Origin of the sequence: Streptomyces sp. NBC_00012 (genome assembly GCF_045040875.1) — a bacterium.
GTDB lineage: Bacteria > Actinomycetota > Actinomycetes > Streptomycetales > Streptomycetaceae > Streptomyces.
In genome coordinates this window covers 2636149-2661787 of the sequence record NZ_CP108309.1, presented here as the reverse complement: position 1 = coordinate 2661787, position 25639 = coordinate 2636149, and the positions used below count along the sequence as shown (strand labels likewise).

Below are 25639 nucleotides of genomic sequence, written 5' to 3'. Positions count from 1 at the left end.
CCTCCTCCGCCTTGCGATGCACGGCACCGGACCCCGCTCCCTGATCCGGCCCGATCCAGACGAAAGACCCTGGCCCCCGGCCCCGGGCCGACCCCGTACGAACGAAAAGCCGCGCCCAGCTCCCCGCCGGGCGCGGCTTTCGTATGTGCCGGGACATGCTCTCCCGCTTCCCGGAGTGTGCCCTCTCACATACTTAGAGCAGCACTCTAACCATGAGTTAGAGTGCTGCTCTAACCGAGAGGTGTGGAGACGTGCGACTGACTCCGACGGAACGTGACCGGCTGCTGCTCTTCGGCGCCGCCGAACTGGCCCGCGCCCGCCGCGCCCGGGGCCTCAAGCTCAATGTCCCCGAGGCGACCGCGCTGATCGCGGACACGGTCTGCGAGGCCGCCCGGGACGGGCGCCGGCTGGCCGAGGCCATCGAGGCGGCGCGGACCGTGCTCGGCCCCGACGACGTACTGCCGGGCGTCGCCGACGTCGTCACCGAGGTCCATGTGGAGGCCGTCTTCGACGACGGCTCCCGGCTCGCCGTGGTCTCCCGGCCGCTGGGTGACGGACTGGGCGACGACGCGCCGGGGGCCGTCGTCCCCGGGCCCGCCACGCCCGAGCCGGAGCCCGCGGTGCGGCTGACTGTCCACAACACCGCGACCGTGCCGGTCTCCGTGACCTCGCACTTCCACTTCTTCGAGGCCAACCCGCGGCTCGACTTCGCCCGCGCCGCCGCCTACGGGATGCGGCTCTGCGTCCCCGCCGGGTCCTCCGTCCGGTTCGGCCCCGGCGAAACCGTCGAGGTGGGCCTCGTGCCGATCGGCGGCGAGCGGATCGCGATCGGCTTCGCGGGCCTGGTCGACGGCCCGCTGGACGCGCCCGGCGCGCGCGAAGAGGCCCTGCGGCGCGCCGCGGCCTGTGGATACCTGGGAGCTGAGCGATGAGCATCGATCCGCACGAGTACGCCTCGGTCCACGGCCCGCGCGCCGGGGACCGGGTCAGGCTCGGTGACTCCGGTCTCACCGTCCGCGTCGAGTCCGACGCGCAGCGGTACGGCGAGGAGTTCCTCGCCGGCTTCGGCAAGACCGCCCGCGACGGACTGCACCTCAAGGCCGCCGCGGTCCGCGACACCTGTGACGTCGTCATCAGCAACGTGCTGGTCATCGACGCGGTGCAGGGCATCCGCAAGGTGTCGATCGGCATCCGCGAGGGACGGATCGCGTCGATCGGCCGGGCCGGCAACCCGGACACCCTGGACGGCGTCGACGTCGTCGTCGGCACGGGCACGACCATCGTCTCCGGCGAGGGGATGATCGCGACGGCGGGCGCCGTCGACACCCACGTCCATCTGCTCTCGCCGCGGATCATGGAGGCCTCGCTGGCCTCCGGCGTCACCACGATCATCGGCCAGGAGTTCGGCCCGGTCTGGGGCGTCGGCGTCAATTCGCCCTGGGCGCTGCGCCACGCCTTCAATGCCTTCGACGCCTGGCCGGTCAACATCGGCTTCCTGGGCCGCGGTTCGTCCTCCCACCAGGCTCCGCTGGTCGAGGCGCTCGCCGAGGGCGGGGCCTGCGGCTTCAAGGTGCACGAGGACATGGGCGCCCACACCCGTGCCCTGGACACCGCGCTGCGGGTCGCCGAGGAGCACGACGTCCAGGTCGCCCTGCACAGCGACGGGCTGAACGAGTGCCTGTCGGTCGAGGACACCCTGCGCGTCCTGGAGGGCCGCACGATCCACGCCTTCCACATCGAGGGCTGCGGCGGCGGACACGTCCCCAACGTCCTGAAGATGGCGGGCGTCGAGAACGTCATCGGCTCGTCCACCAACCCGACGCTGCCCTTCGGCCGGGACGCCGTCGCCGAGCACTACGGGATGATCGTCTCCGTACACGACCTCAAGACGGACCTGCCGGGCGACGCCGCCATGGCCCGCGACCGGATCCGCGCCGGGACGATGGGCGCCGAGGACGTGCTGCACGACCTGGGCGCCATCGGCATCACCTCGTCCGACGCGCAGGGCATGGGACGGGCCGGCGAGACGGTGCGCCGCACCTTCGCGATGGCCGGGAAGATGAAGGCCGAGCTCGGCCCGATGGAGGGCGACGGGCCCGCGGACGACAACGCCCGGGTGCTGCGCTACATCGCCAAGCTCACCATCAACCCCGCCATCGCCCACGGGCTCTCGCACGAGATCGGCTCCATCGAGACCGGCAAGATGGCCGACATCGTGCTGTGGCGGCCCGAGTTCTTCGGCGCCAAGCCGCAGCTCGTGCTGAAGTCCGGCTTCCCCGCCTACGGGGTCACCGGCGACCCGAACGCCGCCACCGACACCTGCGAACCCCTGATCCTGGGACCGCAGTTCGGGGCGTACGGAGCCACCGCCGCCGACCTCTCGGTGGCCTTCGTCTCGCAGGCGGCGACCCAGCTCGGCGCCGACTCGATGCCCACCCGCCGCCGTCGCGTCGGCGTGCGCGGCACCCGGGGCATAGGCCCCGGCGACCTGATCCACAACTCCCGTACCGGAGCGGTCGCCGTGGACGCCCGCAGCGGTCTGGTCACCCTGGACGGCGATCCGCTGCGCTCCGAGCCGGCCGACTCCGTCTCCCTCAACCGCCTCTACTTCCTCTAAGGACCCGCAAGTGACCTTCCGCATGCCGCCCGAGTGGGCCCCGCACGAACGCACCTGGATGGCCTGGCCGGGCCCCAATCCCACCTTCGACACCGACGCCGAACTGGACGAGGCCCGCGCCGCCTGGGCCACCGTCGCCCGCGCCGTGCGCCGCTTCGAACCCGTCACGATGGTGGTGGGCCCCGGCCAGGAGGACGGCGCCCGCGCGCTCCTCGGCCCGGACGTCGAGCTGGCCGTCCGCCCCCTCGACGACGCCTGGATGCGGGACATCGGCCCCACCTTCGTCACCGACGGGAACCGGCTCGCCGCCGTCGACTGGACGTTCAACGGCTGGGGCGCCCAGGACTGGGCCCACTGGGAGCACGACCAGCACATCGCCCGCTCCGTCGCCGAACTCTCCGGCGTACCCGTGCAGAGCTCCCGGCTGGTCAACGAGGGCGGCGCCATCCACGTGGACGGCGAGGGCACCGTACTGCTCACCGAGACCGTCCAGCTCGGCAAGGAGCGCAACCCCGACTGGACCCGTGAGCAGGTCGAGTCCGAGATACACGCCCGGCTCGGCACCGAGAAGGCCATCTGGCTGCCGCGCGGACTCTCCGGTGACTACGGCACGTACGGCACCCTCGGCCATGTCGACATCGTCGCCGCCTTCGCCCGCCCGGGCACCGTCGTCGCCCATGTCCAGCCGGACCCGGCCCACCCCGACCACGAGATCACCCGTGAGACGGTGCGCATCCTGCGCGAGGCCACCGATGCCCGGGGCCGCTCGCTGAACGTCGTCGAGGTCCCGGCGCCCACCGTGCTGAAGGCGGACGGGGAGTGGGTCGACTACTCCTACATCAACCACTACCTCTGCAACGGCGGCGTGGTCCTCTGCGCCTTCGACGACCCGCGCGACAAGGAAGCGGCGGCCATCTTCGGCGAGCTGTTCCCCGACCGTACGGTGACCCTCGTCGACGCACGTACGATCTTTGCCGGCGGTGGAGGCATCCACTGCATCACCCAGCAGCAGCCGAAGGTCTGAACCGTGCCCCCCGCGCCACGCCGTCGCAACACCGCCCCGCCCCGTGAGGAACTGCTGGCCGCCGCCATGGCCACCATCGCCGAACGGGGGCTCGACGGCCTCACCATGGCCGGACTCGGCCGCGAGGTCCAGATGAGCAGCGGACACCTCCTCTACTACTTCCGCACCAAGGACGAGCTGCTGCTCCAGACCCTGGAGTGGAGCGAGGGACGGCTCGGCGCGGAGCGGAACGCCCTGATGTCGGGGCCGGCGACGGCCCGCGAACGGCTCGACGGGTACATCGACCTGTACCTGCCCGACGGCCCCCGCGATCCGCACTGGACGCTCTGGCTGGAGGTGTGGAACCGCTCGCAGAACGCGGACGACGACGCCCGCGCCCGGCAGGCCGCCATCGAGGACGCCTGGCACCGCGACCTGGTGGCCCTGCTGGAGGGGGGCGCGTCGGCCGGGGAGTTCCGCCCGGTCGACGCGGGGCGGTTCGCCACCCGGCTGCGTGCCCTGCTCGACGGCTTCAGCGTCCATGTCGCGGTCGGCCTTCCCGGTACCGGACGTCCCCAAGTCCTCGCACAGGTACGGGAGTTCATCGACGACTCACTCACCGTCAGGTAGCGGCCGCGGAGCCGTGAACGAAACGCACGTAAGTACGCGCGATCGTTGCGCATTGCGCCCTTGTTCCGCTCCCCGCTGTTCGGGCACGGTGACGGACCATGGGACGAGAGCAGTGGAAGAAAATCTGGGTCGGTTCGGCCGGCAACATGGTCGAGTGGTTCGACTGGTTCGTGTACGCGACCTTCGCGGTCTACTTCGCGGATTCGTTCTTCCCCGAAGGCAATGAGACCGCCAATCTCATGAACACCATGGGCATCTTCGCCGTCGGCTTCTTCATGCGGCCGGTCGGCGGCTGGCTGCTCGGCCGGATCGGCGACCGCAAGGGCCGCAAGGCGGCGCTCACCCTTACCGTCACGCTCATGTCGGCCTCCGCGATCCTCATCGCCGCCGCACCGACGTACGACGTCGCGGGGTACGGCGGGGTCGCCGTCCTGCTGGTGGCCCGGCTGCTCCAGGGCCTGTCCGTCGGCGGCGAGTACGCCGCCAGCGCCACGTACCTCACCGAGGCGTCCGCTCCCGACCGGCGCGGCTTCGCCTCCAGCTTCCAGTACGTGTCCATGACCGCGGGACAGCTCGTCGGCCTCGGCCTGCAGATCGTCCTCCAGCGCAACATGTCCGAGGCGGCCCTGCACAGCTGGGGCTGGCGCATCCCGTTCATCGTCGGTGCGCTCGGCGCCGCGATCGTCTTCTACCTGCGCCGCTCGATGCTGGAGACCGAGGTCTACGCGGAGTCCGGTGCCGCCGAGCAGGACGACCGCGGCACGCTGAAGGCGCTGTGGCGGCACAAGCGCGAAGCGTTCCTGGTGATGGCGCTGACCATGGGCGGGACCGTCGCGTACTACACGTACACGACCTACCTCTCCAAGTTCCTCTCCAAGAGCGCGGGCATGGACAAGCCCACCGCCTCGCTCGTCAGCTTCTGCGCCCTGTTCGTCTTCATGTGCATCCAGCCGCTGGCCGGCATGCTCTCCGACCGGATCGGCCGCCGCCCGCTGCTGATCACCTTCGCCGTCGGCTCCACCTTCCTGACCGTGCCGATCATGACGATGCTCAAGCACGCGGGCACGTTCTGGCCCGCCTTCGGCCTGGCGCTGCTCGCCCTGGTCGTCGTCACCGGATACACCTCGATCAACGCCTGTGTGAAGGCGGAGCTCTTCCCCACCGGCATCCGCGCCCTGGGCGTCGCCCTCCCGTACGCCATCGCCAACGCGCTCTTCGGCGGCACCGCCGAGTACGTGGCGCTCTGGTTCAAGAAGGCGGGCATCGAGTCCGGCTTCTACTGGTACGTGGCGGGCTGCGCGGCGGTCTCCCTGGTCGTCTACCTGACCATGCGCGAGACCCGCGACATCGACCTGGGCCGGGTCGGCGCCAAGGACGCGGACCGGGAAAGTACGGAGCCGTCCGGGGCGACGAGCGTCACGCCCGCATCCTGAGACGGGGCGGGGCACGGAGGCAGCCTTGTGCAAGACTGCTTCCGTGCCCTCGAACGCCATGATTATCGGCAGCAGGCGCGCCGGTCCGCAGTGACCGTCCCGCACCACCACGTGCGGCACGGCCACCGTGCCCCAGACCCGCGCGCAGACCTCTCGCACCCGCGAGGGGTTTTTTCGTTTTCCGGCCCTCACCTCGGCCGGCGCGAGGCGCACGCGGGATGATGGGGGCAAGTGGAGCCAGATCGTCCGGATCCGCTCATCCGACAGGAGTCAGACCAGCATGACCACCAAGGCCAAGCCCACCGACGACAGTTTCCATGTCTTCGACACCACACTGCGCGACGGGGCCCAGCGTGAAGGCATCAACCTGACGGTCGCGGACAAGCTGACCATTGCCCGGCACCTGGACAACTTCGGCGTGGGCTTCATCGAGGGCGGCTGGCCCGGCGCCAACCCCCGCGACACCGAGTTCTTCGCCCGCGCGCAGCAGGAGATCGAGTTCAAGAACGCCGAACTGGTCGCCTTCGGCGCGACCCGCCGGGCCGGTGGCAAGGCCGCCGAGGACCCCCAGGTCAAGGCGTTGCTGGAGTCGGGTGCTCCGGTCATCACGCTGGTCGCCAAGTCCCACGACCGCCATGTGGAACTCGCGCTGCGCACCACCCTCGAGGAGAACCTGGAGATGGTCGTCGACACCGTCTCCTACCTCCGCGAGCAGGGCCGCCGGGTCTTCGTGGACTGCGAGCACTTCTTCGACGGCTACCGCGCCAACCCCGAGTACGCCAAGGCCGTCGTGCGCGCCGCCTCCGAGGCCGGCGCCGATGTCGTCATCCTCTGCGACACCAACGGCGGCATGCTCCCCGCCCAGGTCCAGGCCGTCGTCGCCACGGTGCTCGCCGATACCGGCGCCCGGCTCGGCATCCACGCCCAGGACGACACCGGCTGCGCCGTCGCCAACACCCTCGCCGCCGTCGACGCGGGCGCCACCCACGTCCAGTGCACCGCCAACGGCTACGGCGAGCGCGTCGGCAACGCCAACCTCTTCCCCGTCGTCGCCGCCCTGGAGCTCAAGTACGGCAAGACCGTCCTCCCCGAGGGCGCGCTCGCCGACATGACCCGCGTGTCGCACGCCATCGCCGAGGTCGTCAACCTCAGCCCCTCCACCCACCAGCCCTATGTGGGTGTTTCCGCCTTCGCCCACAAGGCCGGACTGCACGCCTCCGCGATCAAGGTCGACCCCGACCTCTACCAGCACATCGACCCCGCCCTGGTCGGCAACACCATGCGGATGCTGGTCTCCGACATGGCCGGCCGCGCCTCCATCGAGCTCAAGGGCAAGGAGCTCGGCATCGACCTCGGCGGCGACCGGGCGCTCGTCGGCCGGGTCGTCGAGCGGGTCAAGGAGCGCGAACTCAAGGGCTACACGTACGAGGCCGCCGACGCCTCCTTCGAACTGCTGCTGCGCGCCGAGGCCGAGGGCCGGGTACGCCGCTACTTCCGCACCGAGTCCTGGCGCGCCATCGTCGAGGACCGCCCCGACGGCACCCACGCCAACGAGGCCACCGTGAAGCTCTGGGCCAAGGGCGAGCGCATCGTCGCCACCGCCGAGGGCAACGGCCCGGTCAACGCCCTCGACCGGGCGCTCCGCGTCGCCCTGGAGCGGATCTACCCCCAGCTCGCCAAGCTGGAGCTGATCGACTACAAGGTCCGCATCCTCGAAGGCCGCACCGGCACCGAGTCCACCACCCGAGTCCTCATCACCACGGGCGACGGCGCCGGCGACTGGGCGACGGTCGGCGTCGCGGAGAACGTCATCGCCGCGTCCTGGCAGGCCCTGGAGGACGCGTACACCTACGGGCTGCTGCGCGCGGGGGTCGAGCCGACGGAGTAGCGCGGCCGAGCGGGGGCCGGGGCCGGGCGCCCCGGCCCTCGGTGCCGGGGTGCGTTCAGAAGCTGAACGCACAACACGTCCTGCCTGTACGGGAGATGGGTACGGACCAATGTCGGTGTGAAGTATTGACGGCACTGTTCCGGCGGGGTTAACTCACGCCGCAACGCCGGTACCGGTTCCGGAACCGGTTCCATCTCCGTAGTCATGCCTTGTCCCGGAGGTCCCGATGCGTGTCACCATCGCCGATGTCGCCCGCGAGGCCGGCGTCAGCAAGACGACCGTGTCGCGGGTCGTCAACGCCAAGGGCGAGGTGGACGGTGCCACGGCCGCCCGTGTTCGTGAAGTGATCGCGCAGCTCGGCTACGTACCCAGCTCGGGCGCCGTCGGACTGGCCCGCGGCAGCAGCCGTACGGTTGGCATGCTGGTGCCCTCGCTCACCTGGCCGTGGATGGGCGAAGTGCTCCAGGGGGTCGTGGACACCGTCGAGGCGGCCGATTACGGGCTGCTGCTCTTCACGTGCAACCGCGGTGCGGAGTCGGTCCGGCGCTTCACCGGCCAGGTGTCGGCGCGCGCCTTCGACGGGCTGCTGGTCGTCGAGCCCGAGAACACCCTCGACCATCTCACCGCACTGCACCGCGGCGGCCTGCCGATCGTGCTGATCGACGACCGAGGCCACCACCCCGAATTCCCCTCCGTCGTGACCACCAATCGCGAAGGGGGCGCGAGTGCCGCCCGGCATCTGCTGGCCGCCGGGCGCACCAGGCCCCTGGTCGTCACGGGACCCCGGCACTTCGGCTGCGTACGCGACCGGCTGGACGGATTCCGTGCGGTCCTGCCCACCGATCTCGTCGTCCACGGGGACTTCACCGAACGCAGCGGCCGGCTGGCCGTGGAGCAACTCCTCGCCTCCGGCGCACAGTTCGACTCGGTCTTCGCGCACAACGACATCAGCGCGGCGGGCGTGCTGCGGGCGTTGCGCGCGGCCGGGCGCTCCGTGCCGGACGACATCGCCGTGGTCGGCTTCGACGACATCCCGATGGCCGAGCACACCGAACCACCACTGACCACCGTGCGCCAGCCCACCCGGCGGATGGGCGAGACGGCCGCACGGCTGCTGCTCTCCCACCTCGGCGGCACGCCCGTACCCGACGCACCGGTCGTGCTGCCCACCGAACTGGTCGTGCGCCACTCGGCGCCGTAGCGGACCGGCCGGAACCTGCGGCCGACCGCCCTTCCGTATCCCCGGATCCTCCCGACCGCAGTTCCCCCTGGAGTCGCCATGTCCGTACGACGTCACGCCACCGTGAGAGCGCTCTCTGCCGCCGTCGCGGTGGCCGCGCTCGCCGCCGGTTGCTCGTCCGCCAACTCGGGTGCCAACAAAGGGGGCGGCGCCTCGGGCGTACTGACCCTGGGCAAGCCGGACGGGCCGCAGACCGACAACAGCAACCCGTTCCTCAGCACCTCGGCGGGCGCCACGCTGGGCTACCGCTTCATGATCTACGAGCCGCTCGCCATGACGAACCAGATCCGGCCCGCGGACGAGGCCGCCCCGTGGCTGGCCACCGGCTGGAAGTGGGCCTCCAACTTCACCGCGGTCACCTTCACCCTCGACCCCAGGGCCAAGTGGGCCGACGGCAAGCCGCTGACCGCCGACGACGTCGCGTACACCTTCGAGCTCCTGAAGAAGCACCCGGCGCTGAACGGCAACGGCATCCCGTTCGACGGGATCGCGGTGCGGGGCAAGACGGTCGTCCTGACCTTCAAGGAATCCCAGTACGTCAACCAGAACAAGATCACCCAGCAGTTCATCGTGCCCAAGCACATCTGGCAGGGCGTCAAGAACCCCGAGACCTGGCCCAACCGCACACCCGTCGGCTCCGGTCCGTACAAGCTCAAGACGTTCACCCCGCAGACCACCACACTGACCGCCACGCCCACGTACTGGAAGGGCAGGACCGAGGTCAAGGAGCTGCGCTACACCGCGTACAACGACAACAGCGCGGCGACCACGGCGCTGGCCAACGGCAAGGTCGAGTGGTCGTTCGTCTTCATGCCCAACTACAAGCAGCTGTTCATCGCCAAGGACCCGAAGAACCACAAGCTGTGGTTCCCTTCCGGACTCGGCGTCCACGGACTCTGGTTCAACACCGCCCGCAAGCCGCTCGACAACCCGGCACTGCGCAGGGCCATGGCGATGGTCGTGGACCGCAGGGCGATCCACACCCAGGCCGAGGCCACCCTCTATCCGGAGATCACCAACCCGACCGGAATCCCGCTGCCCGCCGGTGAGTCCTTCCTCGCCCCCGAGTACAGGAGCGCCACCACCGCACCCGACGTGGCGGGCGCCAAGAAGGTGCTCGCCGAGGCCGGGTTCGAGCTCAGCGGCGGCGTGCTGAAGGACCCGGCCGGCAAGCCGGTGAAGCTCACCTTCACCGACCCGGCCGGCTGGAACGACTACATCACCGGTCTCGCGATCATCAAGGACAACATCAAGCAGCTCGGCATCGAGGCCAAGGTCAAGACGCAGACCGCGGAGGCCTGGGGCGCGGACGTCGCCAACGGCAACTTCGACGCCACCCTGCACTGGACCAACAGCGGCGCCACCCCGTACGACATGTACCAGAACATCATGGACGGCGCGTTGCTCCAGCCCGTCGGCAAGGCGTCCCAGCTCGGCAATTTCGGCCGCTTCAAGAACGAGGAGGCCACCGCGGCGCTCAAGGACTTCGCCGGCGCCACCGAGGACTCCGCCCGCACCGAGGCCATGAACACCCTCCAGAAGATCATGGTCGAGCAGGCGCCGATGATCCCGACGGCCGCCGCCCCCATCGGAGCCGAGTACTCCACGAAGAACTGGGTGGGCTGGCCCACCGAGGCCGACCCGTACGCGCCGCCGCAGCACACCCAGCCGTCCGCGCTCCAGATCGTGCTGAAGCTCAAGCCAGCCAAGTAGAGCCAGGGACAAGGGATACAGGACACAGGGACACAGGGACACAGGGGCCGGCCATGTCGAAACAGCCCGCACGGAACCATGTCGTGCTCGAAGCACGCTCAGTCACCAAGCACTTCCCCGTACGCCGTACCGGACGCGACCTCGTCATGGGCAGACGCCGTACCGTCCACGCCGTCGACGACGTCTCGCTGGAACTGCGGCGCGGCACCGTCACGGCGCTGGTGGGGGAGTCCGGCTCCGGGAAGTCCACCGTCGCCCGGCTGCTCGCCCAGCTGTATCCGCTCACCGGGGGCGAGATCCGGCTGGACGGAACGGCGGTGAAGGCCGGACGGGGCCGGTCCTTCCGCGGTTACGTACGCCGGGTCCAGCTCATCTTCCAGGACCCCTTCGCCTCGCTGAACCCGGTGCACACCGTGCGCTACCACCTCACCCGGGCGCTGCGGATCCACGGCCGGGCGGGCAGCGGCGAGGCGGAGCTGGAGGAGAACCTGACCGCTCTGCTCGACCGGGTCCAGCTGACCCCGCCCCAGCAGTACCTGGACAGGTTCCCGCACGAGCTGTCCGGGGGGCAGCGCCAGCGCGTGGCCATCGCCCGCGCGCTCGGCGCCGATCCGCAGGTCCTGCTCGCCGACGAGCCGGTCTCGATGCTGGACGTCTCGATCCGGCTCGGCGTGCTCAACCTGCTGAAGGACCTCAAGGAGCGGCTGAGTCTCGCGATCCTCTACATCACCCATGACATCGCGTCGGCCCGCTACTTCGCGGACACGACGCTGGTGATGTACGCGGGCCGGATCGTCGAGGGCGGTGACAGCGAGTCCGTCACCCAGCGCCCCGCCCACCCCTACACCCAGCTCCTCATCGCCTCCGCGCCCGACCCGGACCGGGTGGCCGGCGAGGCGGAGCAGGAGGAGACCGGCAGCGGCGAACCACCCTCGCTCATCGCCCCGCCCCCGGGCTGCCGCTTCCACCCCCGCTGCCCGACGGCAATGGAGCGCTGCCGCACCGAACCGCCGCCCCGCTTCGACCTCGAAGGCGGCCGGTGGGCGGCCTGCTGGCTGTACGCCGACGGTGCGCGGGCCGGTCACGGGCCCGGGAAGGAGGGCGCGGCGTGAAATACCTGCTGCAACGGCTCGCCTTCTACCTGGTCACCGCCTGGGCGGCGATCACCATCAACTTCCTGATCCCGCGCATGATGCCGGGCGACCCGGTCCAGGCGCTGCTCGCCCGCTTCCAGGGCCAGCTCGACACCGACGCCGTCGAGTCGCTCAAGGCTCTCTTCGGCCTCGACGAGCACCGGTCGCTCTGGCAGCAGTACACCGACTACTGGTCGCATCTGCTCGACGGCGACCTCGGGCTCTCCTTCACCTTCTTCCCGACGCCGGTAGGCGAGGTGATCGCCCAGTCGCTGCCGTGGACGCTCGCGCTCGTCGGCATCACCACGCTGATCAGCTTCCTGCTCGGCACCGGCATCGGCGTCTTCACCGGCTGGCGGCGCGGCTCCTGGCTGGACAGCCTGTTGCCCGTCACCACCTTCATCTCGGCCATCCCGTACTTCTGGCTGGGGCTCATCGCCATCGCCCTGTTCGCCGTGAAGTGGCCGATCTTCCCGGCCGCCGGTGGCTACGACAACTCGCTGGTCCCCGCCTTCGACCTGCCGTTCGTCTCCAGCGCGCTCTACCACGGGGTGCTGCCCGGCCTCACCATCGTGCTCAGCGCCGTGGCCGGCTGGATCCTCGGCATGCGGAACATGATGGTGACGGTGTCCTCGGAGGACTACGTCATGGTCGCCCAGGCCAAGGGGCTCTCCGAGCGCCGGGTGATGTTCGGGTACGCGGCACGCAACGCGATCCTCCCCAACATCTCCGGCTTCGCCCTCTCGCTGGGCTTCATCGTCGGCGGCACGCTGCTGGTGGAGATGGTCTTCTCCTACCCCGGCATCGGCTACCAGCTCTTCCAGGCCGTGGGCGCGAAGGACTACCCCCTGATGCAGGGCGTCTTCCTGATCATCACACTCTCCGTCCTCGCGGCGAACCTCCTCGCCGATGTCATCTACCTGCTCCTTGACCCCCGCACCCGAAGGGAGGCCTAGGCCATGACCACCGCCGCTGCCGCCGAGGCCGCCGAGGCCGCCGTGACCGGTCCGGCCGGGACCCGGGCGCCCGGCAGACGCGGGCCGCGCCTGCTGCGTGGCCGCAAGACCGTCATCGGACTCGGGATCCTCGCCTTCTTCGTCGTGATCGCGGTCGTCGGACCGTGGATCGCCCCGTACGACCCCGACACCATGAGCGACCAACTGCTCCAACCGCCCTCCGGCGCACACTGGTTCGGCACCACGCAGACCGGTCAGGACGTGCTCTCGCAGATCCTCGTCGGCACCCGCGGGGTCCTGGTCGTCGGCTTCGTCGCCGGGATACTCGCGACGGCCCTCTCCGTGCTGATCGGGGTCAGCGCGGGCTTTCTCGGCGGCACCGCCGACGAGCTGCTCTCGCTGCTCTCCAACGTCTTCCTGGTCATCCCGGGGCTGCCACTGATCATCATCATCGCCAGCTTCGTCTCCGACGCGGGCGACATCCTGATCGCCGCCGTCATCGCCCTCACCTCCTGGGCCTGGGGAGCGCGGGTGCTGCGCGCCCAGACGCTCTCGCTGCGGCGCCGGGACTACGTCGAGGCGGCCCGCGCCACCGGCGAATCGACGTGGCGGATCATCTTCTTCGAGGTGCTCCCCAATCTGACGGCCGTCATCGCCTCCGGCTTCGTCGGCACCGTCATCTTCGCGATCCTCTCCGAGATCACCCTCGCCTTCATCGGTGTCGCCGACATCTCCGACTGGAACTGGGGGACGGTGCTGTTCTGGGCGCAGTCCAACCAGGCCCTGGCACAGGGCGCGTGGTGGTGGTTCGTGCCCGCCGGGCTCTGCATCGCCCTGCTCGGCATGTCGCTCGCCCTGATCAACTTCGGCATCGACGAGTTCGTCAACCCGCGCCTGCGCACGGAGACCGGCGCGTCCCGGAAGGTCCGGATGCGGGTCGGCTTCACCCCCGTGGCGCGTACGCACGACAAGGAGCCCCGCCCATGAGCAGCAGCGAGCCCGTCCTCACCGTCCGCGGACTGGACGTGGACTACGGGACCGGGGACGGCGCCGTGCACGCGCTGCGCGACATCGACCTCACCCTGCACCGGGGCGAGGTCCTGGGCCTGGCGGGCGAGTCCGGCTCCGGCAAGTCGACCCTCGCGTACGCCGTCACCCGGCTGCTCCCGCCGCCCGGGGTGATCACCGGCGGCGAGGTCCACTACCACCGGCGGGAAGGCGCGGCGCTCGACCTGCTGGCCCTGTCGCCCGAGGGGCTGAGGGCCTTCCGCTGGCAGGAGCTGTCGATCGTGTTCCAGGGCGCGATGAACTCGCTCAACCCGGTGCACACGGTCCACAGCCAGCTCACCGACGTACTCCGGGCACACCGGCCGGGCATGAAGAAGCCCGAACGGACCGCTCGGGCCAAGGAGTTGCTCGCGCTCGTCGGCATCTCCGCCGACCGGCTCACCGCCTACCCGCACCAGCTCTCCGGCGGGATGCGCCAGCGTGTGATGATCGCGATGGCGCTCGCGCTGGAGCCCGAGATCGTCGTCATGGACGAGCCGACGACGGCCCTGGACGTCGTCATGCAGCGCCAGATCCTGCGCCAACTGGTCAGGCTCCGCGAGGAGCTGGGCTTCTCGGTCGTCTTCATCACCCATGACATCTCACTGCTGATCGAGTTCTCGGACCGGATCGCGATCATGTACGGCGGCCGGATCGTCGAGGAGGCGGAAGCCGCCGCGATCTACCGGGACCCCCAGCACCCCTACAGCGACGGGCTGCTGCACTCGTTCCCCGCACTGCATGGCCCCCGCCGCGAACTCACCGGCATTCCCGGCTCGCCCCCGCACCTGTCCGCGATGCCGGCCGGCTGCGCCTTCCACCCCCGCTGCGGCAAGGCCCTCGACGTCTGCGCCGGCCAGGTCCCGGTGCTCGCCGCACCGGACGGGGACGAGTCGCGCACGGTGGCCTGCTGGCTGCACCGGCCCGCCCCGGCGACCGCGGCACCCCGCTCGTAGTCGCACGGCGGCCTGCCGGCTGCCCCCGGCGACCGCGGCACCCCGCTCGTAGCGACCCCACGCACACCACAGGAGACCCATGAACCCCGTCACCTCCCAGGCCCACGCCCGCGACCTCGCCGCCCGTGCCGTTCCCGGTCTGCCCGCCGACTTCCGCTGGGGCGTCGCCACCGCCGCCTACCAGATCGAGGGAGCCGCCGCCGAGGACGGCCGGACGCCGTCCATCTGGGACACCTACTGCAGGGTGCCCGGCATGGTCGTCCGCGGCGAGAACGGCGACGTGGCCTGCGACCACTACCACCGGATGCCCGAGGACGTGCGGCTGATCGCGGACCTGGGCGTCGACACGTACCGGTTCTCGCTCGCCTGGCCGCGCATCCAGCCGGGCGGGCGCGGCCCGGCCAACGCGAAGGGCCTGGACTTCTACAAGCGCCTGCTCGACGAGCTGGAGAGCAGGGACATCACCCCCTGGATCACCCTCTACCACTGGGACCTCCCGCAGGAGCTGGAGGACGCGGGAGGCTGGCCGGCCCGTGACACCGCCCACCGCTTCGCCGAGTACGCGGCCCTCGCGTACGACGCGTTCGGCGACCGGGTCGAGCACTGGACCACGCTGAACGAGCCGTGGTGCTCGGCCATGCTCGGCTACGCGTACGGCAACCAGGCGCCCGGCCGGCAGGACTTCGGCGACGCGATCAGGGCCGTCCACCATCTGCTCCTAGGCCACGGCCTCGCCGCACGGCACATCCGCGGGACGGCCGCCGCCCGCGGCAACGCACTCGAACTCGGCATCACGCTCAACCTCGGCACCGCCACCCCCGAGACCGACAGCCCCGGGGACGCCGAGGCCTGCCGCCGCGCCGACGGGACGGGCCGCCGCCTCTACCTGGACCCGATCGTCAGGGGCGGCTACCCCGAGGACGTCGTCGCCGACCTCGCAATGCGCGACGCCGCGCTCCCGGTCGAGGAGGGCGACCTGGCCGTCATCGCCACCCCGATCGACGTCCTCGGCGTCAATTTCTACCGCGGCTCCCTCTTCTCCGGCGTCACGGAGGAGGGCTCCCCGGTGGACGCCGAAGGTCTGCCCGTCACCCGTGGCGTGGAGCGCGACCTGCCGCGTACCGCGATGGACTGGGAGATCACTCCCACCGCCCTCACCGACCTGCTGACGGGCCTGGAGCGGGATTACGGCGTCCCCACGGTCATCACCGAGAACGGCGCCGCGTTCGACGACACCGTCTCCGAGGACGGGCAGATCCACGACGCCGACCGCACCGCCTACCTCGCCGACCATATCGCCGCCGTCGCCGCGGCCCGCGCCGCCGGGGCCGACGTCCGGGGCTACTTCGCCTGGTCGCTGATGGACAACTTCGAGTGGGCCTACGGCTACGACAAGAGGTTCGGCATCGTCCGCGTCGACTACGAGACCCAGGAGCGGACACTGAAGGACAGCGCCAAGTGGTACCGCGACACCGTCCGCCTCACCCGGGGCGGATGAGCACGGCGGGCCGGGCTGTCGCACGCGCCACCTATCCGGGTTAGCTTCGGAGTATGCGGAACAGGCTGTTCGCGTCGTTGCTGGCCGGCCTGCTGCTGATCCTGGCGGCGGCCGTCCTCGGCCTGGCGCCCGGTGCGCCCGGGTCGACCGGGGCGGCCACCGTCGACGACGTCGCGCAGGCGCTGCGCAAGAGCCCGGTGTACGTCGCCCCGGCGGCGTCCGGCCAGCTCTCACCCGGTCAGGCCGCCGCCCTGACGAAGAAGATCAAGGACGCCGACAAACCGGTGTTCGTGGCGGTGCTGCCGCAGAGCTCCGCGTTCCCCGCGAAGACCCTGCTGGCCACCCTGCGCACCGACACCGGAATCACCGGCGTCTACGCGGTCCGCCTCGGCAACGGCTTCGACGCGGGCGCCGATCCCCAGGTGATGTCCACCCGGGCGGTCCACAACCTCACCGCCGCGGTGAAGGCGCCCGGCGCGGACACCGACGCCGCGACGCAGCTGAACGCCTTCGTCGGCCGGGCCGTGGAACAGGCCCGGGGCAGCGCCCCCGCCTCCTGGGGCGGCTCGTCCGGCGGCGGATCGTCGTCCGCCGTCGGGCTGGTCACCCTTGGCGCGGTCCTGGTGCTGGGCGGCGGCACGGCCTACGCGGTCGTCCGCCGCAACCGGAGGCGCAAGGAGGCCGAGGAGACGGCCGCGCTCGACAAGCTCCGGGTCGTCGTGGACGAGGACATCACCGCGTACGGCGAAACCCTGGACCGGCTGGACTTCCACCCCGCCGAGGCGGGCGCCGACGACGTCATGCGCGCGGACTACGAGCGGGCGCTCGACTCGTACGAGACCGCGAAGTCCCGCATGTCGGCGGCCCGCCGTCCGTCCGACGTGCGCGGGGTGACCCGGGCGCTGGAGGACGGCCGCTTCTCCCTCGCCGTCCTGGAGGCCCGCCGGACCGGCGGCGAACTGCCGGACCGGCGCCCGCCGTGCTTCTTCGACCCGCGCCACGGCCCCTCGGTCGCCGATGTCCGGTGGTCCCCGTCCGGCGGAACGGCACGCGAGGTCCCGGTCTGCGCGGCGGACGAGGTCCGGCTGCGCGCGGGCGAGGAGCCGCTGAGCCGCACCGTCGACACCGGCGCCGGCCGCCGCCCGTACTGGGAGGCGGGCCCGGCGTACGGTCCGTGGGCGGGCGGCTACTTCGGCGGCGGCCTGCTCCCCGGCCTGCTCGTCGGCACGGCGCTCGGTTCCATGCTGTCGAGCCCCGCGTACGCGGCGGAGTACGGCGGCGGCGACTTCGGCTCCGGCGGGGACTGGAGCGGCGGAGACTTCTCCGGAGCCGACTTCGACTCCTCGGGCTTCGACGGCGGGGGCTTCGGAGGGGGAGGCGATCTCGGGGGCGGCGGAGGATTCGACGGGGGCGGGTTCTGAGTCACCGACCGGCGACCGGCGACCGCTCGGGCCGGTGCGATTCATGCTAGACCTGAAGTTATGTCTGGTATCGGCCGATTCCGGGCGCGGCTACGACGCTCCGTCCGGCCTGCGCATCGGCACGATGGAGGACGCTCGGGCCAACAGGCGCCCGCGCCGTCCGGCCGGGGCCTGACCGACCGGTCCCCGGTCCGCGAACTGCGCGCCCTGCTCAATGTGCGCACCGTGGCCGGCCAGGTCTTCGTCTTCGTCCTCGGTCTCGTCCTGCTGCTCGTCACGGCCGGGGCGGTCGCCCTGGTGGCGGAGGGCCGCCGCGACGCCACGCAGGAGGCCCGCGCCCGCACCCTGAGCGTCGCCGAGACCTTCGCACACGCGCCCGGGACCGCCGCCGCACTGGACAGCAAGGACCCCACCGCGATCCTCCAGCCGCGTGCCGAGGAGATCCGCAGGCTGACCTATACCGACTACATCGTCCTGGCGGGCCAGCAGGGCATCCGCTACACCGACCCCGATCCCGCGCTGATCGGCAAGCACCTGACCGGCCGGTACCAGGAGGCACTGGCCGGGCACGCGTACACCTGGACCTTCACCGGAAACCACGGGCCTGCCGTCAACTCGGTCGTGCCCGTGCCCCGGTCGGACGGCTCGGTCGCCGGACTGGTCGCGGTGGGGATCACCGTCGAGTCGGTCAACAGTGTGGCCGACCGCTCCATCCCGTTCAGCGCGGCCGCCGCGGCGGTCGCACTGGCGCTCACCGCGGGCGGCGCGGCGTTCCTGAGCAGGCGGCTGAGCCGTCAGACCCATGGCCTCGGACCTGCCGAGATGACCCAGATGTACGAACACCACGACGCGGTGCTGCACGCCGTGCGCGAGGGCGTCCTGATCGTCGGGGCCGACCGGCGGCTGACCCTGGTCAACGACGAGGCCCGCAGACTCCTCGATCTGCCGTCGGATGCCGAGGGCCGGGCCGTGGCAGACCTGGGGCTCGCCCCGGACACCGCGGAACTACTCGTCTCCGGCCGGACCGTCACGGACGAGGTGCTGCGGGCCGGCAGCCGGCTGCTGGCCGTCAACCTCCGTCCGACCGACGCGCACGGCGGGCCGCCCGGCACGGTGGTGACCCTGCGGGACACCACCGAACTCCGCGCGGTCACCGGACAGGCGGAGTACGCCACCGAACGGCTGCTGCTCCTGTACGAGGCCGGTGCCCGGATCGGCACCACGCTCGATGTGACCCGGACGGCGCAGGAGCTGGCCGACGTGGCGGTCCCCGGATTCGCCGACGCCGCATCGGTCGACCTGGCCGACCCCGTACTGCGCGGCGACGAACCGGTCACGACGGACGGCGGCACGCTGGAGATGCGCCGCACCGCCGTCGCGGCGGTCCGCGCGGACCATCCGCTGTACCCGGTCGGCCATGTGGTGGGCTTCGTCCCCACCAGGACCCGGGCCATGCGGGCGCACAGCGCCGATGCCGATCTGAAGGACGACTTCAGGAGGCTGGGCTGGCGGAACTGGGATCACGCGGTGGCCGAGCGGATCAGGGAGCAGGGGTTCCACTCGATCGTGTCGGTGCCGCTGCACGCGCGCGGCACGATCCTGGGCATGGCCAACTTCTGGCGCTCGGGCGATTCGGAACCCTTCGACGACGACGACGTGTCCTTCGCGGAGGAACTGGCGGCGCGTGCCGCGGTGGGCGTGGACAACGCCCGCCGCTACACGCGGGAGCACGCACTGGCCGTGACGCTGCAACGCAGTCTGCTGCCCCGTGCGCTGCCCGAGCAGAACGCCCTGGAGGTCGCCCACCGCTATCTTCCGGCGTACGAGGGGGTCGGCGGCGACTGGTTCGACGTCATCCCGCTCTCCGGCGCCCGGGTGGCGCTGGTCGTCGGCGACGTGGTCGGGCACGGGCTGTACGCCGCGGCCACTATGGGGCGCCTGCGCACCAGCGTCCACAATTTCTCCCTGCTGGACCCCGCGCCCGACGAACTCCTCGGGCATCTCGACGAGCTGGTGGCCCGGATAGACCGCGACGAAGCCGAGGAGGGCGATGTCGAGATCGCCGGTGCCACCTGCCTGTACGCGATCTACGACGCGGTCTCCGGTAACTGCACGGTGGCGCGGGCCGGCCACCCCGCGCCCGTGATGGTGCTCCCGGACGGCACCGTCGAGTGCCCCGAGGTCCCGACCGGACTTCCGCTCGGCATCGGCGGCATGCCCTTCGAGGCGGCCGAGTTCCACGTACCCGAGGGGAGCCGGCTGGTCCTCTACACGGACGGTCTGGTCGAGCGCCGCGGCCGGGACATCGGCACCGGTCTCGACCTGCTGCGCGACGCCCTCGCCGGCCGCGACCGGACACCGGAGGAGACCTGCGACGACGTGCTCGCCGAGCTGCTGCACGACCGGCCGCAGGACGATGTCGCCCTGCTCGTGGCCCGCACCCGCATGCTCGATCCGGACCAGGTCGCGCAGTGGGCCGTGGCCACCGATCCGGCGGCCGTCGCCGGGGTCCGCAAGAACGTCGCCCAGTGGCTCACCGACCGGGGCCTGGAGGAGGAGGCGTTCGCCACCGAACTGATCCTGAGCGAACTGGTCACCAACGCGGTGCGCTACGGCACGGCGCCCATCGAGGTCCGCCTGCTGTACGACCGCAACCTGATCTGCGAGGTCTCCGACAGCAGTAGCACCTCCCCGCACCTGCGCTACGCGGCGACGACGGACGAGGGTGGCCGGGGCCTGTTCCTCGTCGCCCAGTTCGCCGAACGCTGGGGCACCCGCTACACCGAGACGGGCAAGGTCATCTGGTCGGAGCAGACGGTCGGCGAACCGGAGGAGAACCCTCTCTAGGGGCATGTCGTTTGCTGATCCGGCAAAGAAGCTTGCTGATACGGCTCCACGTCGCGGAAGCTCTCGGTGAAAGCGAGGTGCTCCCCATGAGCGACATGACCAGCAACGCGACCAGCGACATGACCAGCGACACGACCGGCGACGCGATCGACGAGGCGACCAGCAGCACGACCGGCGACGCGACCGGCGGCCCCGGCCGCCCCTGCGACGTGGTGGTGATCGGCGGTGGCGCCGCCGGGCTGAGCGGAGCCGTGACCCTGGTCAGGGCGCGCCGGTCGGTGCTGGTGATCGACGCCGGGCAGCCGCGCAACGCCCCCGCCGCGGACATGCACGGCTACCTGGGACACGACGGCATCGCCCCCTCGGAGCTGCTGGCCACCGGCCGCGAGGAGGTGGCCCGTTATGGGGGAGAGGTCGTCCGGGACGCCGTGGTGGCCGCCGAGCGGCTGCCCGACGGCGCGGGATTCCGCGTCGTACGGAAGGACGGCCCCCCGGTCGTGGCGCGCCGGCTCCTGGTGACCACGGGCCTGGTCGACGAGTTGCCCCCGGTGCCGGGCGTGGCGGAGCGGTGGGGGCGCGAGGTCCTGCACTGCCCGTACTGCCACGGCCGGGAGGTCGCCTCCCGCCCGGTCGGCATCCTGTCCACCGGCCCGCTGGCCGTGCACCAGGCACTGATGTGGCGCCAGTGGAGCGAGGACATCACCCTCTTCCGCCACACCGGGCCCGAGCCCACGGACGAGGAGTACGAGCAGCTGGCCGCCCGCGGCGTCGCCGTGGTCGACGGCGAGGTGGCCGGGCTCGACGTGACGGACGACCGGCTCACCGGGGTGCGGCTGACAGGCGGCCGGGTGATCCCGTGCGAGGCCTTCGTGGTGCAGCCCGGCTTTACCGCCCGCGCGGACTTCCTCGCGGGCCTGGGGCTGGACGCGGCCCGGATGGAGGTGGCGGGTCAGGTGATCGGCACGTACGTCGCCGCCGGTCCGGCCGGGGCGACGGAGGTGCCCGGCATTTGGGTGGCCGGCAATGTGGCCGACCCGAAGGGGCAGGTCATCGCCGCTGCCGCGGCCGGGGTGCAGGCCGCCGCGGCGATCAACGCGGACCTGATCGCCGACGACGTGAACCGCGCGGTCGCCGCCCGCCGGGCGTGACGGGGGCTGCTCCGCGCGGCCGGGCGTGACGGGGGCTGCTCCGTGCCGCCCGGTCCAACGCCGAGCGCCCGCCTCCCTCCCCGGCGGGGGAGGAGAGGGCGGGCGCGCTCGGGTTCAGGTGTGAGACGGCGGAACGTGTCAGGCCTGGGTCGCGGCGGACTTGATCGCGGAGATGTCGAAGTTGAGCTTGACCTTGTCGCTGACCATCACGCCGCCGGTCTCCAGCGCCGCGTTCCAGGTCAGGCCCCAGTCGGAGCGCAGGATGTCCGCGCTGCCCTCGAAGCCGACGCGCTCGTTGCCGTAGACGTCGGTGGCGGAGCCGTTGAACTCCAGGTCGATGGAGAGCGGCCGGGTGACGTCCTTGATGGTGAGGTCGCCGGTGACGCGGTACGTGTCACCGCCGAGCTGCTCGGCCTGCGTGGAGCGGAAGGTCATGAGCGGGAACTTCTCGGCGTCGAAGAAGTCGCCGCTGACCAGGTGGCCGTCGCGGTCGGCGATGCCGGTGTCGACGCTGGCGATCTTGACGTCGATCGACGCGTTGGAGTTCGCCGGGTCGGAGCCGTCCAGCTTCAGCGTGCCCTCGTGCTCGGCGAAGGAGCCGCGCACGTTGGTGACCATCGCGTGGCGCACGGTGAACCCGATGCTGCTGTGGGCCGGGTCGATCGTGTACTCGCCGGTCAGGGCGGCCAGGGCCGGGTCCACGGCGGGGGCGACGGTGGTGGTGGCAGCGGCCGGGGCGTTGTTCTTACGGCTGAAAAGAGCCATGGCTCCTCCTCGGGGGACGTGGTCGAGCGGCGATCAGGCGGGGGCTGAAGTTGTTGTTTAACCTTCAACGAGAATGACTGTAGCGCGATCTAGTTCAACATTCAACATCTAACTCCGAAGGATGTCGTGGCGGGTGTCGTGAACGCCGCCCGAACATCGGCTCAATTACTGCCCGCCATTGCCGCCCCCCTCTGGCGGACGCGCGTAGAACTCGGGCAGTATCTTCCTGTCTTACTTGTCATGAGCAGGAGGAGTCCCCCCATGGTGTCCCGTATGAGACTGCGCCCCGTCCTGACCGCACTCGCCCTCGTCCTCGGCGTCCTCTTCGCCCCGGGCGTCGGCGTCCTCGGCGGTGGCGCCACCCAGGCCCACGCCGTCACCAAGCTCACGCACGCCCAGGCCACCGCCCGGTTCAGCTCCTCCGGAGTCACCTGGTCGTCCTCCGGCGGCTGCTCCGACCGCAACGTCGCCACCTGCACCTCGTTCGACCAGCTCAATCTGGCCACCGCCCAGGGCGCCCAGACCCTCAAGAGCGCCACCGGCTGCGCGCTGAACATCACCGGCGGCACCGAGACCGGGCACGCCGGCGGTACGTACTCGCACTGGAACGGCTACAAGCTCGACTTCGCCAAGTCGACCTGCCTCACCAACTACGTCCACAACGTCTTCACCTACATCGGTGTGCGTGGTGACGGCGCCCCTCAGTACAAGGCGGGCTCCGGCAACATCTACGCCGACGAGGGCAACCACTGGGACGTGACGTACTACAACTGCGGCGGCTGCTGACCTCCGCCGCACGCAGCGACCCGATCGGGGTGTTCCTGTCCGCCGGACAGGGGCGCCCCGAGCTGTTTTTCGTGACGGATTAGCATGGTCAACTGCCAAGTTCCTGACCCGAGCTGACCGATGCGACGTGCCACCGGATCGGTCGACGACCGGATTTGGCACGTCAGCGGCGCCAGCCGGCACGATCACCAGGAGGGGTCATGTCCTTCGAAGAAGAGTGGGCCGGCCTCAAGGCGGATGCCGCCGCCCGCATGCAGCTGAACAGTGTGCCGACGGAGGGGCCGGGCGCGGGACCGTCCGACGGGGACCTCGTCATCCACGACGACGAACTGGGCAGGATCGGCCATTTCGCCTACCAGTTGCACAACAACCTGAAGGCCGACGGCAAGCACGCCCGGACCACGAGCGAGGCCGCCGGTACGAGCCTGTCGTCGGACGGGTTCGAGATGGGCAAGGCGCTGACCGCCGCGTCCAAGGCGTGGGGCAAGCAGGTCGGGACATTGGTCGATTCCTGCGCGCACATCTCCAACCACCTGGACTTCTCGAAGGCGTCGAAGAAGAAGGACGACGAGTGGGTCGCCGCCCAGGTCGGCGCGTCCAAGATCGCCGACTACTACGACGTCCCCGAAGAGGAGACCAAGCGCCCGCTCCCGAAGGCCGAGGGCCCCATCATCTGATCCGCCCTCCTCCGGCGGTTCATCTGCCTTCCACCCCATTGCCCCATTTTCCCACCTAGGCGAGGTGTCCGGTGCTGGTTTTCCAGCAGCTTCTCAACCTGAAGACCAAGCCGCTCGATTCGGCGATCGATGACTGGGCCGCCATGGTCAACAAACTCAAGGAACTCGCCAAGGACGCGGGGGACATGAGTTCCTATGCGCAAGGGACGGCCTGGAAGGGCGAGAACGCCTCCGTCACCAAGCCGTTCGTCACGCGGACGGCGGTCGAGTTCCAGGACGCGGTGACCCAGGCCGAGAGCATCACCAACATCCTCAAGGACGCCTGCGGCGAGTTGACGAGAGCCAAGGCCGACCTCCAGACAATCTACGAGAATCCGCCGCACGGCCTCAAGATCGACCCGGACGGCGTCATCACGCACCCGGAGGGCTCCAGCGCGGCCCAGGGCGACGTGGACGCGCTCGTCGACCGACTGGAGGCCATTCTCCAGCGCGCCGTCGACGCCGACGCGCTCTGCGCCTGGGGACTGAGGGACCTCACCAAGGACCCGCACGAGTTCAGCAGCATGCACTACGGCTCGCTGAAGGACGCCAAGACGGGCATGGTGCAGGAAGCGCGGACCAAGCTGGACAAGACGGAGTACGAGCCTCCCAAGAAGTGGGGCAGCGGCACCGTCAAGCCCATTGCCGAGTTCCTCAGTTACCGGTCCTGGATGGGCGCCGGTGAGTCATTCCTGCACGGAGACATGAACGGCACGGCGCAGGGACTCATCGGCGGCTCGCCCGCGTACGCCGCCGGCAAGGCCAGCGGGTATCTCGAGAAGGGATCGATCCTGAGCGACGTGAAGGGGGTTCACCACCGCCCTACGTTCATCAACACGATCGGTAAGTTCGGGGGGAAGATATTCGGTGTTCCGGTCGCCGTGGTGGCGACGGGGGTCGACTTCTACTACACCCCGTCGAAGAAGGAGCTCAGTGACACCGATGTGGTGGCACCGGCAGAACCAGGAAAGGTGAGGTACCAGTGACGCACTCCGCAGGCCCGCCGCCGCCCGGCCGCCGCCGTCCGAACCTGTGGCACTGGCTGAGCCCCCGGGGATCACGGTCGTTCGTCCTCGGCGTCAGCATGGCCGTCGGCGGGCTCGCCGGCGGGGTGCGCGCCGCGGTGGCCGGGGAGGGGATCTGGAAGGCCGCCGGCATCTTCGGCGTGGGGGTTCTCGCAGTTGCTTTCACCGTCGCGTGGATCGTGACGTACACGCGGGAGCGCTGAGCTACTCGACCGTGGCAGGAATCCCCGTCCTTTAGGGCGGGGAGCGGAAGTCAAACGCGGACGGTCACGACCACGGTCACCTCGTCACCTGCCGAGAGACCCTGCGGCTTGCGGACCGCGTTCTTGAGCGGCAGCAGGTAGCTGCCGTCCTTCGGGAAGAGCGACGTGGTGAAGGTGGTCTCGCCGATGCGCGCGTCCACGGGGACCGCGCCCCAGCCGTACGTGGCCAGCGCGGCCACCTCGCGGATGTCGGCGGCCTGTTCGGCCGGCACGGCGGCGAAGTAGAACGGTGACGGCCCCCGCCACTCGATGACGCGGCCGGTGAATTCAACGTGCACGAGGTCGATCCGTTCGTCGAGAGGGCTGGATTCCCGGCAGCGTACAGGCGAGTTCACCCGGCACGAGAGGTGATGGTCGTCTGCCTGCGGGAGGCGACTCCCGCACTCTGCGGCTCGTTGAGGACCCACGACCGGTCCCCGTAGCTCAAGTTCGGCAGCTCAAGTGCCGACAACCTCGCCGAGCAGTTCCGCACACCGCCCGTACAGCAGAACCCGTTGTCCGCTGTCGAGCCCCGTGAGAGCATCAAGGTTCAGCGGTCCGTCTCCTTTCGTTTA

22 protein-coding genes are annotated in these 25639 nt (G+C 70.6%); 20 read left to right on the top strand and 2 right to left on the bottom strand.

What is annotated here, in order from left to right:
- Nucleotides 1–251 precede the first annotated feature (251 nt).
- From ureA to OHA19_RS12095, 16 genes are all read left to right on the top strand, one after another.
- Nucleotides 252–932, top strand: coding sequence for an urease subunit gamma (gene ureA / locus OHA19_RS12170; protein ID WP_405716781.1), 681 nt, complete (start codon nucleotides 252–254; stop codon nucleotides 930–932).
- Nucleotides 929–2617, top strand: a complete 1689-nt coding sequence (locus OHA19_RS12165) for an urease subunit alpha (protein ID WP_405716782.1) — start codon at nucleotides 929–931, stop codon at nucleotides 2615–2617. The genes ureA and OHA19_RS12165 overlap by 4 nt, the downstream gene beginning before the upstream one ends.
- 22 nt (nucleotides 2618–2639) lie before the next feature.
- Nucleotides 2640–3641: an agmatine/peptidylarginine deiminase gene (locus OHA19_RS12160; RefSeq protein WP_405721897.1), complete on the top strand. Its 1002-nt coding sequence runs from the start codon at nucleotides 2640–2642 to the stop codon at nucleotides 3639–3641.
- Between the two features lie 3 nt (nucleotides 3642–3644).
- Complete coding sequence (locus OHA19_RS12155; RefSeq protein WP_405716783.1) at nucleotides 3645–4250, top strand: TetR/AcrR family transcriptional regulator; 606 nt, start codon at nucleotides 3645–3647, stop codon at nucleotides 4248–4250.
- Between the two features lie 98 nt (nucleotides 4251–4348).
- On the top strand, nucleotides 4349–5683 hold the full coding sequence (locus OHA19_RS12150) for an MFS transporter (protein ID WP_405716784.1): 1335 nt from the start codon (nucleotides 4349–4351) through the stop codon (nucleotides 5681–5683).
- 280 nt (nucleotides 5684–5963) lie between these two features.
- On the top strand, nucleotides 5964–7571 hold the full coding sequence (gene cimA / locus OHA19_RS12145; RefSeq protein ID WP_405750204.1) for a citramalate synthase: 1608 nt from the start codon (nucleotides 5964–5966) through the stop codon (nucleotides 7569–7571).
- 226 nt (nucleotides 7572–7797) lie between these two features.
- Entirely contained in the window at nucleotides 7798–8772 is a 975-nt protein-coding gene (locus OHA19_RS12140) for a LacI family DNA-binding transcriptional regulator (RefSeq protein ID WP_405750201.1), read from the top strand.
- Between the two features lie 78 nt (nucleotides 8773–8850).
- Nucleotides 8851–10524, top strand: a complete 1674-nt coding sequence (locus tag OHA19_RS12135) for an ABC transporter substrate-binding protein (protein WP_405716787.1) — start codon at nucleotides 8851–8853, stop codon at nucleotides 10522–10524.
- Between the two features lie 53 nt (nucleotides 10525–10577).
- Entirely contained in the window at nucleotides 10578–11636 is a 1059-nt protein-coding gene (locus OHA19_RS12130; protein WP_405716788.1) for an ABC transporter ATP-binding protein, read from the top strand.
- Nucleotides 11633–12613 carry an ABC transporter permease gene (locus tag OHA19_RS12125; RefSeq protein ID WP_405716789.1) on the top strand — a complete coding sequence of 327 codons (981 nt, stop codon included), beginning with the start codon at nucleotides 11633–11635 and terminating at the stop codon, nucleotides 12611–12613. The genes OHA19_RS12130 and OHA19_RS12125 overlap by 4 nt, the downstream gene beginning before the upstream one ends.
- Before the next feature lie 3 nt (nucleotides 12614–12616).
- Nucleotides 12617–13600, top strand: coding sequence for an ABC transporter permease (locus OHA19_RS12120; protein WP_405716790.1), 984 nt, complete (start codon nucleotides 12617–12619; stop codon nucleotides 13598–13600).
- Entirely contained in the window at nucleotides 13597–14616 is a 1020-nt protein-coding gene (locus OHA19_RS12115) for an ABC transporter ATP-binding protein (RefSeq protein ID WP_405716791.1), read from the top strand. The genes OHA19_RS12120 and OHA19_RS12115 overlap by 4 nt, the downstream gene beginning before the upstream one ends.
- 79 nt (nucleotides 14617–14695) lie before the next feature.
- Nucleotides 14696–16114 (top strand): GH1 family beta-glucosidase, encoded by a 1419-nt coding sequence (locus OHA19_RS12110; protein WP_405716792.1) that lies wholly within the window; start codon nucleotides 14696–14698, stop codon nucleotides 16112–16114.
- 53 nt (nucleotides 16115–16167) lie between these two features.
- Nucleotides 16168–17535 carry a hypothetical protein gene (locus OHA19_RS12105; protein WP_405716793.1) on the top strand — a complete coding sequence of 456 codons (1368 nt, stop codon included), beginning with the start codon at nucleotides 16168–16170 and terminating at the stop codon, nucleotides 17533–17535.
- A 60-nt stretch (nucleotides 17536–17595) separates the two neighbouring features.
- Entirely contained in the window at nucleotides 17596–20382 is a 2787-nt protein-coding gene (locus OHA19_RS12100) for a SpoIIE family protein phosphatase (RefSeq protein WP_405716794.1), read from the top strand.
- An 86-nt stretch (nucleotides 20383–20468) separates the two neighbouring features.
- Nucleotides 20469–21530, top strand: a complete 1062-nt coding sequence (locus OHA19_RS12095; RefSeq protein ID WP_405716795.1) for an NAD(P)/FAD-dependent oxidoreductase — start codon at nucleotides 20469–20471, stop codon at nucleotides 21528–21530.
- 138 nt (nucleotides 21531–21668) lie between these two features.
- Here the strand turns inward: OHA19_RS12095 and OHA19_RS12090 are convergent, their stop codons facing one another.
- Nucleotides 21669–22295 (bottom strand): YceI family protein, encoded by a 627-nt coding sequence (locus OHA19_RS12090; protein ID WP_405716796.1) that lies wholly within the window; start codon nucleotides 22293–22295, stop codon nucleotides 21669–21671.
- 261 nt (nucleotides 22296–22556) lie between these two features.
- Between OHA19_RS12090 and OHA19_RS12085 the strand changes: the two genes are divergently transcribed.
- From OHA19_RS12085 to OHA19_RS12070, 4 genes are all read left to right on the top strand, one after another.
- Entirely contained in the window at nucleotides 22557–23081 is a 525-nt protein-coding gene (locus OHA19_RS12085) for a hypothetical protein (protein ID WP_405716797.1), read from the top strand.
- Nucleotides 23082–23281: 200 nt separating this feature from the next.
- Nucleotides 23282–23758, top strand: coding sequence for a hypothetical protein (locus tag OHA19_RS12080; protein ID WP_405716798.1), 477 nt, complete (start codon nucleotides 23282–23284; stop codon nucleotides 23756–23758).
- 71 nt (nucleotides 23759–23829) lie between these two features.
- Nucleotides 23830–24783: a hypothetical protein gene (locus OHA19_RS12075; protein ID WP_405716799.1), complete on the top strand. Its 954-nt coding sequence runs from the start codon at nucleotides 23830–23832 to the stop codon at nucleotides 24781–24783.
- Nucleotides 24780–25025 (top strand): hypothetical protein, encoded by a 246-nt coding sequence (locus tag OHA19_RS12070; RefSeq protein ID WP_405716800.1) that lies wholly within the window; start codon nucleotides 24780–24782, stop codon nucleotides 25023–25025. Before OHA19_RS12075 ends, OHA19_RS12070 begins: the two co-directional genes overlap by 4 nt.
- Before the next feature lie 50 nt (nucleotides 25026–25075).
- Here the strand turns inward: OHA19_RS12070 and OHA19_RS12065 are convergent, their stop codons facing one another.
- Nucleotides 25076–25363 (bottom strand): DUF1905 domain-containing protein, encoded by a 288-nt coding sequence (locus OHA19_RS12065; protein WP_405716801.1) that lies wholly within the window; start codon nucleotides 25361–25363, stop codon nucleotides 25076–25078.
- Nucleotides 25364–25639: the final 276 nt, after the last annotated feature.